16 protein-coding genes are annotated in these 16,611 nt (G+C 69.5%); 9 read left to right on the top strand and 7 right to left on the bottom strand.

Annotation, left to right across the window (positions count from 1 at the left end; translation table 11 throughout):
* Positions 1 to 4: 4 nt before the first annotated feature.
* On the bottom strand, positions 5 to 427 hold the full coding sequence (locus tag ASF94_RS01430; RefSeq protein WP_056660421.1) for a hypothetical protein: 423 nt from the start codon (positions 425 to 427) through the stop codon (positions 5 to 7).
* Between the two features lie 276 nt (positions 428 to 703).
* Between ASF94_RS01430 and ASF94_RS01425 the strand changes: the two genes are divergently transcribed.
* The 3 genes from ASF94_RS01425 to ASF94_RS01415 all read left to right on the top strand — a co-directional run bounded on the left by ASF94_RS01425 (position 704) and on the right by ASF94_RS01415 (position 2,668).
* Positions 704 to 1,033, top strand: a complete 330-nt coding sequence (locus ASF94_RS01425; protein ID WP_056660418.1) for a hypothetical protein — start codon at positions 704 to 706, stop codon at positions 1,031 to 1,033.
* 128 nt (positions 1,034 to 1,161) lie between these two features.
* Positions 1,162 to 2,037, top strand: a complete 876-nt coding sequence (locus ASF94_RS01420; protein WP_056660416.1) for an alpha/beta fold hydrolase — start codon at positions 1,162 to 1,164, stop codon at positions 2,035 to 2,037.
* A gap of 331 nt (positions 2,038 to 2,368) precedes the next feature.
* On the top strand, positions 2,369 to 2,668 hold the full coding sequence (locus tag ASF94_RS01415; RefSeq protein WP_056660413.1) for a hypothetical protein: 300 nt from the start codon (positions 2,369 to 2,371) through the stop codon (positions 2,666 to 2,668).
* A gap of 158 nt (positions 2,669 to 2,826) precedes the next feature.
* On the opposite strand, the gene glmS is transcribed toward ASF94_RS01415, so the two are convergent.
* The gene (glmS, locus tag ASF94_RS01410) at positions 2,827 to 4,749 is read right to left on the bottom strand and encodes a glutamine--fructose-6-phosphate transaminase (isomerizing) (RefSeq protein ID WP_056660410.1); all 1,923 of its coding nucleotides are present in this window, start codon (positions 4,747 to 4,749) and stop codon (positions 2,827 to 2,829) included.
* Between the two features lie 155 nt (positions 4,750 to 4,904).
* Between glmS and ASF94_RS01405 the strand changes: the two genes are divergently transcribed.
* The gene (locus tag ASF94_RS01405) at positions 4,905 to 5,396 is read left to right on the top strand and encodes an Lrp/AsnC family transcriptional regulator (RefSeq protein WP_056660407.1); all 492 of its coding nucleotides are present in this window, start codon (positions 4,905 to 4,907) and stop codon (positions 5,394 to 5,396) included.
* A gap of 139 nt (positions 5,397 to 5,535) precedes the next feature.
* Positions 5,536 to 6,633 (top strand): diguanylate cyclase AdrA, encoded by a 1,098-nt coding sequence (locus tag ASF94_RS01400; RefSeq protein WP_056660405.1) that lies wholly within the window; start codon positions 5,536 to 5,538, stop codon positions 6,631 to 6,633.
* A 134-nt stretch (positions 6,634 to 6,767) separates the two neighbouring features.
* Here ASF94_RS01400 and ASF94_RS01395 read toward each other — a convergent pair whose 3' ends face one another.
* The 3 genes from ASF94_RS01395 to ASF94_RS01385 all read right to left on the bottom strand — a co-directional run bounded on the left by ASF94_RS01395 (position 6,768) and on the right by ASF94_RS01385 (position 10,026).
* Positions 6,768 to 7,664 (bottom strand): ATP-binding protein, encoded by an 897-nt coding sequence (locus ASF94_RS01395; protein WP_082492888.1) that lies wholly within the window; start codon positions 7,662 to 7,664, stop codon positions 6,768 to 6,770.
* Positions 7,661 to 9,076, bottom strand: a complete 1,416-nt coding sequence (glmU, locus tag ASF94_RS01390; RefSeq protein ID WP_056660787.1) for a bifunctional UDP-N-acetylglucosamine diphosphorylase/glucosamine-1-phosphate N-acetyltransferase GlmU — start codon at positions 9,074 to 9,076, stop codon at positions 7,661 to 7,663. The genes ASF94_RS01395 and glmU overlap by 4 nt, the downstream gene beginning before the upstream one ends.
* A gap of 191 nt (positions 9,077 to 9,267) precedes the next feature.
* The gene (locus ASF94_RS01385) at positions 9,268 to 10,026 is read right to left on the bottom strand and encodes a Crp/Fnr family transcriptional regulator (protein WP_056660403.1); all 759 of its coding nucleotides are present in this window, start codon (positions 10,024 to 10,026) and stop codon (positions 9,268 to 9,270) included.
* A 78-nt stretch (positions 10,027 to 10,104) separates the two neighbouring features.
* Here ASF94_RS01385 and ASF94_RS01380 point away from each other — a divergent pair, with 78 nt between their 5' ends.
* Entirely contained in the window at positions 10,105 to 10,512 is a 408-nt protein-coding gene (locus ASF94_RS01380) for a BLUF domain-containing protein (protein WP_056660400.1), read from the top strand.
* A 160-nt stretch (positions 10,513 to 10,672) separates the two neighbouring features.
* Here the strand turns inward: ASF94_RS01380 and ASF94_RS01375 are convergent, their stop codons facing one another.
* On the bottom strand, positions 10,673 to 11,059 hold the full coding sequence (locus tag ASF94_RS01375) for a DUF2917 domain-containing protein (RefSeq protein ID WP_082492886.1): 387 nt from the start codon (positions 11,057 to 11,059) through the stop codon (positions 10,673 to 10,675).
* A 232-nt stretch (positions 11,060 to 11,291) separates the two neighbouring features.
* Here ASF94_RS01375 and ASF94_RS01370 point away from each other — a divergent pair, with 232 nt between their 5' ends.
* Positions 11,292 to 12,302: a LysR substrate-binding domain-containing protein gene (locus tag ASF94_RS01370; protein ID WP_056660397.1), complete on the top strand. Its 1,011-nt coding sequence runs from the start codon at positions 11,292 to 11,294 to the stop codon at positions 12,300 to 12,302.
* A gap of 154 nt (positions 12,303 to 12,456) precedes the next feature.
* On the opposite strand, the gene tyrS is transcribed toward ASF94_RS01370, so the two are convergent.
* Positions 12,457 to 13,692, bottom strand: coding sequence for a tyrosine--tRNA ligase (gene tyrS / locus ASF94_RS01365; RefSeq protein ID WP_056660394.1), 1,236 nt, complete (start codon positions 13,690 to 13,692; stop codon positions 12,457 to 12,459).
* Between the two features lie 187 nt (positions 13,693 to 13,879).
* Here tyrS and ASF94_RS01360 point away from each other — a divergent pair, with 187 nt between their 5' ends.
* Together ASF94_RS01360 and ASF94_RS01355 are read left to right on the top strand one after the other, a co-directional pair.
* Positions 13,880 to 15,247: a M23 family metallopeptidase gene (locus ASF94_RS01360; protein WP_056660391.1), complete on the top strand. Its 1,368-nt coding sequence runs from the start codon at positions 13,880 to 13,882 to the stop codon at positions 15,245 to 15,247.
* Positions 15,248 to 15,468: 221 nt separating this feature from the next.
* On the top strand, positions 15,469 to 16,593 hold the full coding sequence (locus ASF94_RS01355; protein WP_056660388.1) for an anhydro-N-acetylmuramic acid kinase: 1,125 nt from the start codon (positions 15,469 to 15,471) through the stop codon (positions 16,591 to 16,593).
* Positions 16,594 to 16,611 lie beyond the last annotated feature (18 nt).

Genomic DNA, 16,611 nt, shown 5'->3' with positions numbered 1-16,611 from the left:
AAGTTCAGTGGATGCGCCCGGCGAGCGCAGCTTTGACGGCACTGCTGGCCTGCAGGGCCCCCAGCACGTGGATGGATTCGATAGTGGCGAGGGCCAGTTCCGGAGTGACCGCCGGGTCGATGCTGGCCAGCCCCAGCACCCGGATCTGCAGGCGCTGGCCGGCCGAGCGGGCCGCTTCCAGATCGCCGGCGCTGAAATGCTGCAAGCCCAGCACCAGCATCTTGCGAGCGACTACCTGCTTCAGCGCGTCGGCGTGCGCCGCCAGTTGGTTGCGGATCGCCGTGCGGATGAAGTCCGTCCGGTTGCCATAGAAGCTCTCGGCCACGAGCAGATCGATCTGCCCGAGATCGACATAGCCGAGGTTGATCGTGATCTTCTCGGAGTCGCCCGTCTTGGCGAGGCGGTTGCCAGTAGTGGGAGTCGTCATGCGCGATCCTTAAAAACATCCATACACCATCCATATGGATGGTGAAAAACGGATTGCAAGGGGGGAACCGGGCAGGTGAACGCAAAATAAAGCATCGGTAGTCCCCGGGCCAGCCGCACCTTCCGCCACCCGAGCCGCCCTGCGTCGTGCCCGGGGCCACCCCGCTCCCTTCTACACTGCGCTCGCTGGAACCTTCGTCCCCACAGCCCACCCCTTCGACCCGTGCCTCCCACGCCTGCATCCCCCTCTGCCCTCCGCCGGCGCTGGCTCGCGCCATTGGCGGCCGTTCTCGGCGTGGCCGCCCTGCTGATGGCCTTCCGCTTCTGGACCGACCGGCAACTCGATGCACCTGTCGCGCAGAACTACGCCAGCTTCCTCGACGACCTGGCGAACGACTCGCTCCAAGCGCGGGCCTACCGCGCTTCCTACCTGCACCATTTCACCCGCGCCACGGTGGCGGCCCGCCACTTCGAGCAGGTCTGCGCCACCATGTTGCGCATGGCGGAAGCGGACGGGGCAAGGGTGCACGACGGCGCGACCGCCATGGCGGAAGGTTGCCGGCAGCACATGCGCCGCTACGGCGGCGATGCGCTGCCCCGTGACTGACGCGAAGATGCCTTGGGCGGGCGAGTGCCCTGCATGCCGCCCGGGGGCGGCGCCGGTGCAGATCGTTCACACAGGCATGGCCCCGGCAGGGCTGGCATCCACCGCCGCCCGGGTGTGAGAATGGACGCATGAGCACCTCCACCTCCTCCTTCGTCTCCGACGCGGACGGCACCCGCATCGCCACCTCCACCTGGTCCGACGTGGCCGGCGCACCGGCCGGCCTGGTGCAGATCGCCCACGGCCTGGCCGAGCATGGAGAACGCTACGACCGTCTCGCCAAAGCGTTGAATGCCGCCGGCTTCATCGTTCACGCCGTGGACCATCGCGGCCACGGCCGCACCGCCCGGCCACGCCTGGGCGATTTCGGCGCTGCCGGCTTCGGTGGGCTGATCGCCGACGTGGCCCAGTTCGGCGCCCTGCTGCGCGCCCAGCACCCGGGCCTGCCGCTCTTCCTGTTCGCCCATTCGATGGGCTCCTTCGCAGCGCAGGCGGCCCTGCTCGACCACGCCGCGGTCTGGTCAGGCGTGGTGCTGTCCGGCTCGACCGCGCTCGACCTTTTCGCGGCAGACCTGGCCCACCCGCCCGCCGGCGCGCCAGCGGGCCTGGCCGCACTCAACGCCGGTTTCACGCACCGCACGGGCTACGAATGGCTGTCGCGCGATGCGGCCGAGGTGGACGCCTACATGGCCGACCCGTGGTGCGGATGGGAAGTGCCCGCCGACGTGTTCCCCGCCCTGCTCGCCCCCGCCCACCGCCTGGCCGACCCGGCCGAGCTTGCGCGCATCCCCAGCGACCTGCCGGTGCTCATCGCCTCGGGCGACGCCGACCCGCTCGCAGCGGGCGGCGAGCGGCTGCGGGTGCTGGGCCAGCGCTACCGCGACGCGGGGCTGCGCGATGTGACCGTGAAGCTCTACCCGGGCGCGCGCCACGAGATCGTGAACGAGACGAACCGGGACGAGGTGACGGCCGACGTCGTGGAGTGGATGCGGGCGCGGCTTCGATAGGGAGGTTGGGAGACAGCCTGCGCCAGCGACCTCGCAGCGCCGCAAGCTCGCTGCAAGGGTGCGCCCCTACCATCGCGCGCATGTCCCCCATTCCGCACGCCGCACTTCTCTGCGCCCTCTCCTGGTCGGCGGCGTCAGCCACCGCGCAGGTCTATCGCTGCGGCAATACCTACACGCAAGAGCCTTGCAAGGGCGCCCGGGTGATCGACACCGCGCCGCCGGTGACCAGCCACGGCAGCGCATCGCCTCCGGGAAGGCAGAAGATCTATCTCTGCAGCAGCAAGGGCGGCGGGCAGTTCTGGGCACAACAGCACTGCCACCAGCACGACGCGTGGATCGAACGGACGGAAACCGTGCCAGTGGCCTGGGCTGGGATGAGCAGGTCCGCATCGCACGCTCGCAGCGCGATGCCACGGCGGCGCTGCTGGCGCCGCCCCCCGTCACGTACAACACCGCGCCAACGCCCCAGCCCGCGCCCGTGCCCGGCCGCCGCGAGGCTTGCGCGGCGCTGGACGAGCGGGTCAAAAGCCTGGACAGCATGGGCCGTGCGGGCAGCCTGCACTACGACCTCGATTGGGTCCGGCGCGAGCGCAAGTCGGCAAGGGATGAGCAGTACCGGCTTCGCTGCTAGCCCGCAGGCTGCGAAGCCACGCCGTGGCGAACACGGCGCGCTTCGATGAGACGCTGCAGCGCCGGGCGACGACGCGGGCGCTGCGCCGATCGGCCGACGCCGCACGGGTCGGTCGTCAACACCGCTGCCACCGCACGCAGCCCCCGCTCCGCCCCGCTTCACTCCACCGTCACACTCTTGGCCAGGTTCCGCGGCTTGTCCACGTCCGTCCCCCGCGCGCAGGCCGTGTGATAGGCCAGCAGCTGCAGCGGCACCACGTGCAGCAGCGGCGACAGCGCGCCGTAGTGCTCCGGCATGCGGATGACGTTGACGCCTTCGCTGCTTTCGATGCGGGTGTCGGCATCGGCCAGCACGTAGAGCATGCCGCCGCGTGCGCGCACTTCCTGCATGTTGCTCTTGAGCTTTTCCAGCAGGGTGTCGTTGGGCGCCACGGTGACGATGGGCATGCTGCTGGTGACCAGGGCCAGCGGGCCGTGCTTCAGTTCGCCGGCCGGATACGCCTCGGCATGGATGTAGCTGATTTCCTTGAGCTTCAGCGCGCCTTCCAGGGCGATGGGGTAGTGCAGGCCACGGCCCAGGAACAGCGCGTTTTCCATGCGGGCGAAGTCCTCCGCCCAGCTGATGACCTGCGGTTCGAGCGCCAGCACCGCCTGCAGGGCCACCGGCAGATGGCGCATGGCCTTGAGGTGGGCGGCTTCCTGCTCTTCGCTCAGGCGTCCCCGGGCCTGCGCGAGCGCCAGGGTCAGCAGGAAGAGGCCTGCCAGTTGCGTGGTGAAGGCCTTGGTGGAAGCCACGCCGATCTCCACGCCCGCCCGCGTGATGTAGGCCAGCTTGCATTCGCGCACCATGGCGCTGGTGGCGACGTTGCAGATGGTCAGCGTCTGCTGCATGCCCAGGCTCTGCGCGTGCCTCAAGGCGGCCAGCGTGTCGGCGGTTTCGCCGGACTGGCTGATGGTGACGACCAGCGTGCGCGGGTTGGGCACGCTGGTGCGGTAGCGGTATTCGCTGGCGACTTCGACCTGTGTGGCAATGCCCGCAATCGATTCGAGCCAGTACTTGGCAGCGCAGCCGCTGTAGTAGCTGGTGCCGCAGGCGAGGATGAGGACGGAGTCGATCTCCTTGAACACGCGCCAGGCGGCTGTGCCGGGCTCGCCGTGCAGGCCCTGGCCGTCGAACAGCTCGGGCACGATGCCCTGCACGCCTTCCAGCGTGTCGGCAATGGCGCGGGGCTGCTCGAAGATTTCCTTTTGCATGTAGTGGCGATACGGACCCAGTTCGGCAGCGCCGCTGTGGGCCAGCACGGTGCGCACCGGGCGCGCGGCGGCGTCCAGCGGCTGGCCGTTCTTGCTGGCGATCCAGTACCGGCCCAGCTGCAGATCCACCAGGTCGCCTTCTTCCAGGTAGACGATCTGGTCGGTCACCCCGGCCAGGGCCATGGCATCGCTGGCCAGAAAGTGCTCGTTCTGCCCCACCCCCAGGATCAGCGGCGAGCCGGCCCGCGCGCCCACCACCCGGTGCGGCTCGTCCTTGTGGATCACGGCGATGGCGTAGGCGCCGTGCAGGCGCCGCACGGCCGCCTGCACGGCCTGGAAGAGATCGCCTTCGTACAGGCTTTCCACCAGGTGCGCGATGACCTCGGTGTCGGTCTGGCTGGTGAAGATGTAGCCGCGCGCCTGCAGCGCCGTGCGCAGCTCTTCATGGTTTTCGATGATGCCGTTGTGCACCAGCGCCACGCGGCCCAGCCGCAGCGGCTCGCCCACGTCCGGGTCGGCCCCGACGCCGGCACCATGGCTGAAATGCGGATGGGCGTTGTGCACGACAGGCGCGCCGTGCGTGGCCCAGCGGGTGTGGGCGATGCCCGTCGCGCCTTCGACATGGTCCACCGCCACCTGTTCCAGCAGTTCGGCCACACGGGCCGTGCTGCGCGCGCGCCGCAAGCCGCCTGCGGGTGGGCTGCCCAGGCTGGCTTCGTGCACGGCCACACCGCAGGAGTCGTAGCCGCGGTATTCCAGCCGCTGCAGGCCCTGCACGAGGATGGGAACGATGTTGCGCGTGGAGACCGCGCCGACGATGCCGCACATGGGGAGATTCCTTCAAGAAGTCGAAGAGGGGTACCGAACAATAGGAGGCATGGTAGAAAAAGGTCAACGAAACTTCATTTCTATTTCAGCCAGAATGTGGATTTATCTTTCACTCAATCTGACCGCCGAAATGAAATTTCAAATACCGCCCGCTTATGGAATTAAATGAGCTTGATCTGATCGATTTGCGCTTGCTCGAGCTGTTGCAGACGGACTCCAGTCTGAGCAACCAGGCGATGGCGGCCACCGTGCATGTGTCGCCGCCCACGTGTTTGCGGCGCATCAAGCGGCTGCACGATGCCGGGCTGGTGGAGCGGCAAGTGGCCATTCTGCGGCCCGACCGGCTGGCCGAGCTGCAGGGCCATGGGCTCACGGCGTTCGTCGAGGTCACCCTGGACCGCCAGGGCGCGGAACAGCTCCAGGCATTCGAGGACCGCGCCGTGGCCGAGCCCGCCGTGCAGCAGTGCTGGCGGGTCGCGCCGGGGCCGGACTTCATGCTGGCGGTGCATGCGCGGGACATGCCCGGCTATCTGGCCCTGACGCAGCGGCTCTTCACGTCGGATGCGAACGTGCGCAACGTCAAGGCCTTTTTCGGGGTCAAGCGCGCCAAGTTCGATACGCGCATCGCCCTCACGCCAAGCCGGTGATCCGCCGGCCGGCCCGGGCCCGCCCGCGACGTGCCGCGCAGCGCTCCGCCTCCACGCCGCAGCCTGGCGCTGGGAAAGCACGCATCGCGCAACCAACAGCCGTGCGGTAGAGTCGCGCGCGCCACCCTGCCACACCGCCATGCCCCGCCCGAAACGCCACCCCACCCACGACATGTACCGCAGCATCTATCCGCTGCGCATGCTGGGCATGGGTCTGGGGGGCGTGGTCACGGGGGTGGTCCTGTGGGAGCGCAGCGTTTCCCCCGTCGACTGGACCGTGCTGGTGCTGATCTGCCTGGTGTGGCCGCAAGTGGCGTTCTGGCTGGCCCGCCGCAGCGCCGACCCTTACCGTGCCGAGATACGCAACCTGGTGATCGATTCGGCCCTGACGGCGGTGCTGGTGCCCCTCATGCACTTCGCGCTGCTGCCCAGCGTGCTGCTGTGCACGCTCACCATGCAGGACAAGATCACCACCGGCATCCAGGGGCTGTGGGCCCGGTCGCTGCCCGGCATGATGGCCGCCGGGCTGGCGGCCACGCTGCTGTTGCGCCCGGGCTTCGAGCCCGAGTCGTCGCTCTGGGTCACCGTGGCCTGCCTGCCGGTGCTGGTGATGCACTCGCTGGCAGTGAGCGTGACCAGCTACCGGCTGATCCGCAAGGTGTCGCACCAGAACCAGCAGCTCGACGAGTTGCGCCGCATCGATGCGCTGACAGGACTCTACGGCCGCCATCACTGGCAGGAACAGGCGGAGGCGGCGCTGGCCCGCTTCCAGGCCGAGGGCACCGTCACCAGCCTGCTGATGCTCGACATCGACCACTTCAAGCACATCAACGACCAGTGGGGCCACAGCGTCGGCGACGAAGTGATCCGCTCGATGGCGCAGCTGGTGCGGGCCAACGTGCGCGCCACCGACTGCGCGGGCCGCTATGGCGGCGACGAATTCGCGGTGGTGCTGCCGGCGCAGGATCTGGCGGCAGCGCATGCGGTGGCCGAGCGCATCCGCGCGCAGGCGTTCGAGACCCGGCTGCCCGGCCTGCCCGAGCTGCGCCTGACCTGCAGCATCGGCATTGCCGCCACCGACCCGGCGCACCAGCGCGTGCGTGACTGGGTGGACGCCGCCGACGCCGCGCTCTACCAGACCAAGCATGACGGCCGCAATGGCATTTCCATTCACCCGGGCAGCGGGAGGGCGGGCGCACCGCTACCGGCCGCTGCGTCGCCCGCGCGGGTGGCATGAGCCCGCCCAGGCGATCAGGACGGTGAGCGAAGTCCGTGCGCTGCCCGGCGCGCTGGCGCGATCCATTGCCTGAAGAAAGAAGTCCTGCTGCGGCGAAGCCCGTCCACGCCGATGCGCCGGGGGCCGGGGGCCGCTCAGGCAGCAACGGCTGCAGGCCAGACCAGTTCGACCGTGCAGCCTTCGCCAGGCACCGCCGTGATGCCGATGTGGCCCCCGTGGCGCTGCATGATGGCGCGTGCCTTGGCCAGCCCGACCCCCATGCCCTCGAACTCGGCATCGCGGTGCAGCCGCTGGAACACGCCGAACAGCGTGCCGGCGCGCGCGGGGTCGAAGCCGGTGCCGTTGTCCCGCACCGACAGCCAGGCTTTGCCGTCCTCAGCCACGCCTCCCCGCACCTCGATGCGGGCGGGCGTACGGCCCCGCGTGAACTTGACCGCATTGCCCAGCACTTCGGCCATCAGCAGGCTCAGCAGTGCGGCGTCGCCCATCACGGCGGGCAGGCCGGATGCCACCAGCCATTCCACGTTGCGGCCCGCAGCGGCACCGGCGCTGGCGCTGGCGCAAGTGCGCTGCACATCGGCCAGCAGGGCGTTCAGATCCACGGGCGCCGGCTGCAGCGGCGCCTGGGCGATGCGGGAGAGCGCAAGCAATCCGTCGAGCATTTTTCCCATGCGGCGCGCGGCCTGGTCCAGCGTGTCCAGGAAACTGCCGGCCTCCGCCCGCGCTTCGCCTTGTAGCCCCTGCTCTCCGTCTTCGACCAGTTCCCGCACCAGCGGGATGTAGGAGGTGATGTGCCGCAGCGGCGCGCGCAGGTCGTGCGAGACGGCGCGCAGGAACTCTTCCTGCGCCGCAGCCGAATCGGACAGGGCCTGGTCGCGCGCGGCCAGCAGCGTGCGCAGGGCGGGGGCATCCAGCGCGTGGTACGGGTCACCGGCGGAAAGCGCCCCGCCCTGCCCCGCATTACCGGCGTGCCCGGCGTGCCCGGCGTGCCCGGCGTGCGCGGCGCGACCGGCGTGCCCGGCGTTCGTCATGCCTCGGGCACCCGTGGCTGCTTGGCCGGGCGCTGCCAGTTTTCCTTCACGATCTGCTTGCCGCGTGCCACGCTCAGGGCGCCCGGCGGCGTGCTCTTGGCGATGGTCGAGCCGCCGCCCACGGTGCCGCCCGCGCCGATGGTGACGGGTGCCACGAGCACGCAGTTGCTGCCGATGTGCACGTCCGCCTCGATGACCGTGCGGTGCTTGTTGGCGCCGTCGTAGTTGGCGGTGATGCTGCCCGCACCGTAGTTCACCCGCTCGCCCACCGTGGCGTCGCCCAGGTAGGCCAGGTGGTTGGCCTTGGCGCCGTCGGCCAGCGTGGAGTTCTTCACTTCGACGAAGTTGCCGATGTGCACTTCGCTGCCCAGCTGCGCGCCGGGCCGCAACCGGGCGAACGGGCCGATCAGCGCGCCTGCGCCGACCGACACGCCGGCCTTCTCGCCGTCGATGTGGGTGAACGGATGGATCACCGCACCCGCAGCGATGGCTGCGTTGGCGATGCAGCAATGCGCGCCGATCTGCACGCCCTCGCCCAGCTCCACCCGGCCGGTGAACACGCAGTTGACGTCGATCTCCACGTCCTGCCCGCAGACCAGCTGGCCGCGCGCGCCGCTGCGCGGATCGTCACGCACGTCGAAGCGGGCCGGATCGGCCAGGCGCACGCCCTGCTCCATCAGCGCACGGGCCTGGCGCAGCTGGTGGGCGCGCTCCAGCTCGGCCAGCTGCAGGGGGCTGTTGACGCCCGCCACCTGCAGCGCGTCGGCGATGCGGTGGGCCACCACCGGCACGCCGTCGGCCACGGCCATGGCGACGATGTCGGTGAGGTAGTACTCGCCCTGCGCGTTGTCGTTGGACAGGCGCCTCAGGCAGGCGGCCAGCAGGCGCGCCGGCACGGCCATGATGCCGCTGTAGACCTCGTCGATGGCGCGCTGGGCGTCGCTCGCGTCCTTGTGTTCGACGATGCCCTGCACCGCATCGTCGGCGCCGCGCACGATGCGGCCGTAGCCGGTGGGGTCGGGCAGCGTCACGGTCAGCAGGGCCAGCCGGTCGGGACGCGAGGCGGCGACCAGCGCGGCCAGCGTGTCGGCCCGGGTCAACGGCACGTCGCCCGACAGCACCACCACGGTGCCGTCGCCGGCCAGCGCGGGCACCGCCTGCTGCACGGCGTGGCCGGTACCCAGCTGCGGCTCCTGCCGCACGAATTGCAGATCGAGACCGCCGCCAGCGCCCGCCGCGCCTGCGGTGGAGGCTTCAACCTCCGCAGCACCATGGCCCGTGACGACGACGACGCGGCGTGCGGCCAGGCTGACCGCCTGGTCCAGCACATGCCAGAGCAGCGGCCGCCCGGCCAGGCGCTGCAGCACCTTGGGCGTGCGGCTCTTCATGCGGGTGCCCTTGCCGGCCGCCATGACGACGACGTCCAGCGCATCGCCGCCGGAGGTCGGATCTGAAGCGGGGGAGGCAAGCGGGGCGGAAGGGGAGGCAAAGGCAGCGGTCATGGCGGGACGGTGGAAGAAGGCGCAGAACGCGGAAACGGGTCTGCGGCGATTATCCAGCCGGACGCGCGCAGCCAGCGCTGCCGCGCCCGCAGCGCTGCCGACTACAGCAACGGCGCAGGCCGCGGCACCGTGTCGTACACCTCGGCGATGCGCGCCAGCACCCGTGCGTTCAGGATGCGCAGCCGCCCTCCCGACAGGTCGTGCAGCCCCAGTTGCGCGAGCCGCCGCAGCGTCTTGTTGGTGTGCACCAGCGACAGGCCCAGCGCATCGGCGATGTGCTGCTGGGTGAGCGGGAAGGCCACCGAGCCGTCCGCATCGAGCATGCCCAGACGCTCCAGCCGGCGGTGCAGCTGCAGCAGCAGGACGGCCACGCGCTCGGGCGCGGTGCGGCGGCCTGCGGTCAGCAGGTTCTCGTCCACCAGGCTTTCCTCCCGCGCGGCCAGCCAGGTCACGTCGTAACCCAGGCGTGAATGGTCCTTGTAGAGATTCCAGAGCGTGTCTTCCTCGAACACGCAGAAGTGGCAGTCGCTGATGGCGTCCACGCCGTGCAGGGAGGTCTCGCCGAACTGCTGTTGCAGGCCCGCCAGATCGCCGGGCAGCAGGAAGTTCAGGATCTGCCGGCGCCCGTCGGACAGCGTCTTGTAGCGGAACGCCCAGCCGGCATACACGGTGTAGAGCCGGGCGTTGGGCTGGCGCTCGCGGATCAGCGTGCCGCCGGCAGGCACCATGTGCGTGCCGCTGCGCAAGCGCTCGATGGACGAGAGCGTCTCCGGGTTGACTGGAGAGAAGGCGGCGGTGCGGCGCAGACCGCATTCGTCGCAATGACGGGGGCACACGGTGTGGGCGGCGGCAGCGTTCATGGCGGCGCGATTCTAGGTGGGAAATCCTATGTCTTTTGACATTGCGCGGGCAGCTTGCCGGAGGCAGGATCGGCCGCAATGTCCGCAGCCTCGCCCATGTCGTCGCCCCTCTACGAAGTCCTCTACGTCAGCACCTTGTCCGAGGGCCAGCCGCTGAGCACCGTGGCCAGCATTGCCGGTTACGCCAGGCGCCACAACCAGATGTCGGGCATCACCGGGCTGCTGGTGTTCGACGGCCAGCGCTTCGGCCAGCAGCTGGAAGGGCCGGAGATCGAAGTGCGCGCCCTGCTGGAGCGCATCCGCAAGGACCCGCGCCACATCTATGTCGAGGTGCTGCACGATGCACCGCTGGCGGCACGGCGCTTTCAGAACTTCAGCCTGGGCTTCAGCACGCTGGAAGACGAGACCGCGCTCGAGCGGCTGGAAGCCCTGCGCGGCGCGGCTGCGGTACGGGCGTTCGTGAATCTGGCGGTAGAGCCCGAATAGGCCGCGCCGGCGTTCGCCCTGCGGGCGGCACCGGCACGGCCCTCCAGGCCGGCCGGACTCTCTGGACTGCCACCGAAACAATGCCTGCCGCGCCGCTTGCACGTGCGCTGCAGGCTTTTTCCGTGGGTTCGCGCCAGGCCTCGTCGGCTCCAGCCCGCGCTCAAGCTCCGCAGGTACCGCTGGCCTGGGCCGCAGGCCAGCCGGCCCGTGCATCGTTTTCTGCCACATCGTGGCGCACCGCACCGGCGGCACGCCAGCAGAACTGCAGCGCGCCCTGACCCAGCGGCTCCAGCACCAGATGCTGCCTGGCGCCGACCCAGAAGGTCTGCCCGGCATGCAGGAACACGTCACCTGCCGCCTGGCCCCCGGCACCCTCCGGCTCGGCCTCGATGGTGACCCACGCGCGCCCGCGCATCACGCGCAGCGCCATGGGCGTGCGGGCATGCAGGCTGCGGGCCTGGCCTGCGGCGAGGGTCTGGATATCCTGCGCGGCCACGCCGGCAGGGCTGGAAGACGACGGCGAATTCAGGACATTGATCGGTTTCATGATGCGGGCTCCGGGTGAAGGACCCGTGGTGGATCCAGGCCTCGATGGTGCGAAAACGGGCTGTGTCCGTCCAATGAAAAGCAAGCTTGCCAACGATTCCTGATTCGCATCAATGGCAGAATCCGGAAGGAAATGGCGGATCGCATTTTGCCGCCCTAAACCGGCCCAGGCGCGCGCATTGATGCGGCGCGTCTGCATTTTTAATGTTCATTTCGCATCAATACCCGGCGCCATGAGTCCCACTCCCGCTCCCACCGCCCATTTGCGCACCCGCCCGGTGGCCGCCGGCCACTGGCGCGCTTTCCTGGCCGTGGCACGGCACCTGAACTTCCGCGCGGCGGCCGAGGAACTGTCGCTCACCCAGTCGGCGGTCAGCCGGCAGATCCAGTCGCTGGAAGACGAGGTGGGCGTGCCGCTCTTTCTGCGCCACACGCGGGCGGTGGAGCTGACCAGCGCCGGCGCGCAGCTGCAGCGCGCCGTCGGCCCCGCGCTGGAGCGGATGGACGCTGCCGTGCGGCTGGTGCGGCAGACGGCCGGACGCAAGAGTGTGGCCATCACCACCTGGGCCAGCTTCGCGTCGATGTGGCTGATCCCGCGGATGGAGGAATTCCAGCGCGACAACCCCGACATCGACATCCGCATCGACGCAACCGACACGGTGGTGGACCTGGACACCGCCGACGTGGACCTGGCGCTGCGCTACCGCCTGCCCGGCGGCGTGGAGCACGGCGCGCACCGGCTGTTCGGCGAGCAGCTGGCGGTGGTGGCCAGCCCCTGGCTGCTGAAAAGCGGGCCGCCCATCCGCCGGCCGGAAGACATCGCGCAGTTCACGCTGATCGAGGCCGGCGACGCGCACCGCACGCAGAACCTGGAATGGCTGACCTGGCGCCGCTGGTTCGAGCTGCACGGCCACGGCAAGCTGCAGCCCAAGCGCTGGCTGTATTTCAACTATGCCCAGCAGATCGTGCAGGCGGCGCTGGCCGGCCAGGGCCTGGCGCTGGCGCGCATGCCGCTGATCGCCGACGGCCTGGCCGCGGGCGACCTGGTGGAGGTGCTGCCCGGCTACCGGCTCGACTCGCCCCTGGCCTACTGGATGATGGTCGGCCCGCGCAGCGGCCAGCGGCCCGAGATCAAGGCTTTCTGCGCCTGGCTGATGCGGCAGGCCGACGCCACGCGCCAGGCGATCGGCGAGGTGCCCGATCCGGACCTGAACGACGATCTGGACGGGTCATCGGTCGACTGAGCAAGCGCTGCATCGATGCGTCGATACATCGGTTTGCTATTATTTTCATAGCAACAGACCCAATGAATACGGGCGCTTACGGCCTATTTCATTGAAATTCGGACCTCGATGGCACCCTGGAGTGCCTCCGAACACCCGAGCACCCCGATCGACTTCAGGCGCCCAGCGTCACCCGGGCAAACTTGCGCTTGCCCACCTGCACGACGAAGGTGCCGGCTTCCAGCTTCAGGCCCTTGTCGCTGATCACCGTGCCGTCCACGCGCACGCCGCCCCCGTCGATCAGCCGGTTGGCTTCGCTGCTCGACGGCGCCAGCTGGGCCTGCTTCAGCAGCGCACCGATGCCCAGCGGCGCACCGGCGAGCTGCACCTCGGGAATTTCGTCGGGCACGCCGCCCTTGCTGCGGTTGATGAAGTCCTGCTCGGCCGCATCGGCCGCCGCGGCGCTGTGAAAGCGGGCGGTGATCTCCTTGGCCAGCGCCACCTTGGCGTCCTTGGGATTGCGGCCGCCGGCCACTTCGCGCTTCAGCGCCTCGATCTCGGCCAGGCTCTGGAACGACAGCAGCGTGTACCAGTCCCACATCAGCGTGTCGGAGATGGACAGCACCTTGGCGAACATGCTGTTGGCGTCTTCCGTGATGCCGATGTAGTTGTTCTTCGACTTGGACATCTTGTCCACGCCGTCCAGCCCCACCAGCAACGGCATGGTCAGGATGCACTGCGGCTCCTGGCCGTATTCCTGCTGCAGGTGGCGGCCCATCAGCAGGTTGAACTTCTGGTCGGTCCCGCCCAGCTCCAGGTCGCTCTTCAGGGCGACGGAGTCGTAGCCCTGCAGCAGCGGGTAGAGGAACTCGTGCAGGCTGATCGAGCTGCCATCGGTGAAGCGCTGATGGAAGTCGTTGCGCTCCATCATGCGGGCCACGGTGTACTTGGCGGCCAGCTGGATCATGCCGGCGGCGCCCAGCGGCTCGCTCCATTCGCTGTTGTAGCGGATCTCGGTACGCGCCGGGTCGAGCACCTTGGCGGCCTGCGTGTAGTAGGTCTCGGCGTTCGCCTTGATCTGCTCGGGCGTGAGCGGCGGGCGCGTCGTGTTGCGGCCGGAAGGGTCGCCGATCAGCGTGGTGAAGTCGCCGATCAGGAAGATCACCTGGTGCCCCAGGTTCTGCAGCTGGCGCATCTTGTTGAGCACCACCGTGTGGCCGATGTGGATGTCCGGCGCCGTCGGGTCCAGGCCCAGCTTGATGCGCAGCGGCTGGCCAGTGGCTTCGGAGCGCGCCAGCTTGCGCGTCCATTCGTCGCGAGGCAGCAGTTCTTCCACCCCCCGCAAGGTCACCTCCAGCGCGCGTCCTACACCATCGGTGACGGGGAATGTTGTAACAGCAGATTGATTCATAAGGGTTTTTCGGAGGTCTATCCGTAGGCGCATCGCTATACTTCGGCCCACTTCGCAGTGGCTGATTCTAGTGGCCCGCTCACAGCCGGCCGCGCTGCTGCGCACTGACATCCGTGCATCCCGCCCTCGCCCGCCCGGCACGCTCACCGGCCGGAAGGGCCTGGCTGCACCATTTGGGGACCACCTTTTGACCAACGGCTTGACCACTGCCTGCCTGCGCGTGCTGGATCGCCTGTCCACCATCGCCAGCAAGCATCCGAAGCGCATCACCGCCGCCATCGCCACGCTGCTGCTCACCGCCGGGGGTGGCGCTTTCGCCGTCGCCAACCTGGCCCCCGACGCGTCGGACCTGCCGGTGCGCACCGTGTCCTACCCGGTGGAATCGCTGGCCAGCGACACCCCGCTCACGGCCCTGCTCGACATCCCCAGCTATTCGCTCTACCGCACCGACCAGACGCGCGCCAACGACTCGGCCGAAAGCATCCTGCAGCGGATGGGCGTGGCCGATCCGGCTGCCGCCGCCTTCCTGCGTGGTGACAACCTGGTGCGCCAGAACCTGCTGGGCCGCGGCGGCCGTTCGGTGAGCATCGAGGCCACCGACGACCACCGGCTGGTGCGCATGACGGCCCGCTGGGCCCCGGACGACAGCGGCAGCTTCAAACGCCTGGTGGTCGAGCGCGCGGAGGGCACCGGCACCTTCGCCTCGCGCATCGAGACCGCCCCGCTGACGGTGGGCGCACGCCTGGCCGGCGGCGTCATCCGCAGCTCCCTCTTCGCCGCGACCGATGCGGCCAACATTCCCGACGGCGTCGCCATCCAGCTGGCCGAGGTCTTCTCCAGCAACATCGACTTCCACCGCTCACTGCGCAAGGAAGACCGCTTCTCGGTGGTGTATGAAACGCTAGAAGCCGATGGCGAGCCGCTGCGCAGCGGCCGCGTGCTGAGCGCCGAGTTCCACAACAACGGCAAGACGCACGACGCCGTGTGGTTCCAGGAGCCGAACGCATCCAAGGGCGCCTACTACACGCTGAACGGCGAGAGCATGCGCCGCGCCTACCTGACCTCGCCCGTCGAGTTCTCGCGCATCTCCAGCGGCTTCCAGATGCGCTTCCACCCCATCCTGCAGAAGTGGCGCGCCCATCTGGGCACCGACTTCGCCGCCCCCACCGGCACCGCCGTGCGCACCGTGGGCGACGGCGTGGTGGACTTCGCCGGCGTGCAGAACGGCTACGGCAACGTGATCTACGTCAAGCACCGCAACCAGCACGTCACCGTGTACGCCCACCTGAGCCGCATCGACGTGCGCCAGGGCCAGTCGGTGGAGCAAGGCCAGAAGATCGGCGCCGTGGGCGCCACCGGCTGGGCCACCGGCCCGCATCTGCACTTCGAGTTCCGCGTCAACGGCCAGCACCAGGACCCGATGACCATCGCCCAGCAGAGCGAAGCCGCGCAGCCCGTGTCGGCCGCATCGCGCGCCGCCTTCAACCGCCTGGCATCGAACATGCGCGTGCAACTGGCCTCCGCCGCCCAGGTGGACGTGGCCAGCGCGCAGTAACGGTTCGTTCATCCCGCTGAGCGGCTGCACCGCCTCTCCCCCTTCTCTCGGGCTCGCTGCGCGATGGGGGAAGGACGGAGGCTCCAAGTCCGCCCGCGCGGGTCTGGACGGGACGAACACCCCCGCCTCAGGCGAGGGACCGGACGCAGACGGCCCGGCAAAGCCGCTTCCGTAGCGTTTGCTGGCTTCGGCCCCGCCCCCTGCCCCAGCCTCTGACCACCATGAACACTGCCGCTCCTGAACGCTATATCGGGCTCATGTCGGGCACCTCGCTCGACGGTGTCGATGGGGCGCTGGTCGAGTTCGACGCTTCCGGAGCGCTGCGGGTCGCCGGCTTCGAGTCCGCACCCTTGCCCGATGCGCTGAAAACGGAGCTGCTGGCGCTCAACACCAGCGGGGCGGACGAGCTGCACCGCGCCGCGCTCGCCGCCAATGCGCTGACGGCGATCTATGCCGATGTGGTGCAGCGCCTGCTGGAGGAGGCCCGGCTTGCGCCCGCCGACGTGCAGGCCATCGGCGCGCATGGGCAGACTGTGCGGCACCGCCCGGGGCTGTTCGATGGCGTGGGCTACACCCTGCAGCTGAACAGCCCGGCGCTGCTGGCCGAGCGCACCGGTATCGCGGTGGTGGCCGACTTCCGCAGCCGGGACGTGGCCGCCGGCGGCCAGGGCGCGCCGCTGGTGCCGGCTTTCCACCAGGCCGTGTTCGGGCAGGCGGAGGCCACGGTCTGCGTGCTGAACATCGGCGGCATCGCCAACCTGAGCGTGCTGAGCGCCGAGGGCGACGTGCTGGGCTTCGACTGCGGCCCGGGCAACGCCCTGATGGACCACTGGTGCCAGCGCCACACCGGCCAGCCCTACGACGCGGACGGCGCCTGGGCGGCGCAGGGCCACGTGCTGCCCGACCTGCTGGAGCGGCTGCTGGCCGAGCCCTTTCTGCACCAGCCCCCGCCCAAGAGCACGGGGCGCGATCTGTTCCACCCGGCATGGCTGAACGGCCATCTGCAAGCCCGGCCCGGCGCAGCCCCCCAGGACGTGCAGGCCACCCTGACCGAATTGACTGCACGCGCATGCGCCGCCAGCGTCGTCAGCTATGGAAAAAATAGCGCACAGCTTGCGGTGTGCGGCGGCGGTGCGCGCAACGGCCACCTGATGCGGCGCATGGCTGCCGCGTTGCCGGAAGTCGATGTGCGTCCCACCGATGCGTTCGGCCTGCCGTCCCAGCAGGTCGAGGCCGCCGCCTTCGCCTGGCTGGCCCGCCGTGCCCTCCGTGGCGAACCGGGCAACCTGCCCCAGGTGACCGGCGCCGCCGGGCTGCGGATTCTGGGCGCGCTCTACCCCGCCTGACGCGCCGTTCGCGGGCCC

Origin of the sequence: Acidovorax sp. Leaf160, assembly GCF_001424265.1 — a bacterium.
Lineage (GTDB): Bacteria > Pseudomonadota > Gammaproteobacteria > Burkholderiales > Burkholderiaceae_C > Paracidovorax.
This window is presented reverse-complemented; position numbering and strand designations above follow the sequence as displayed.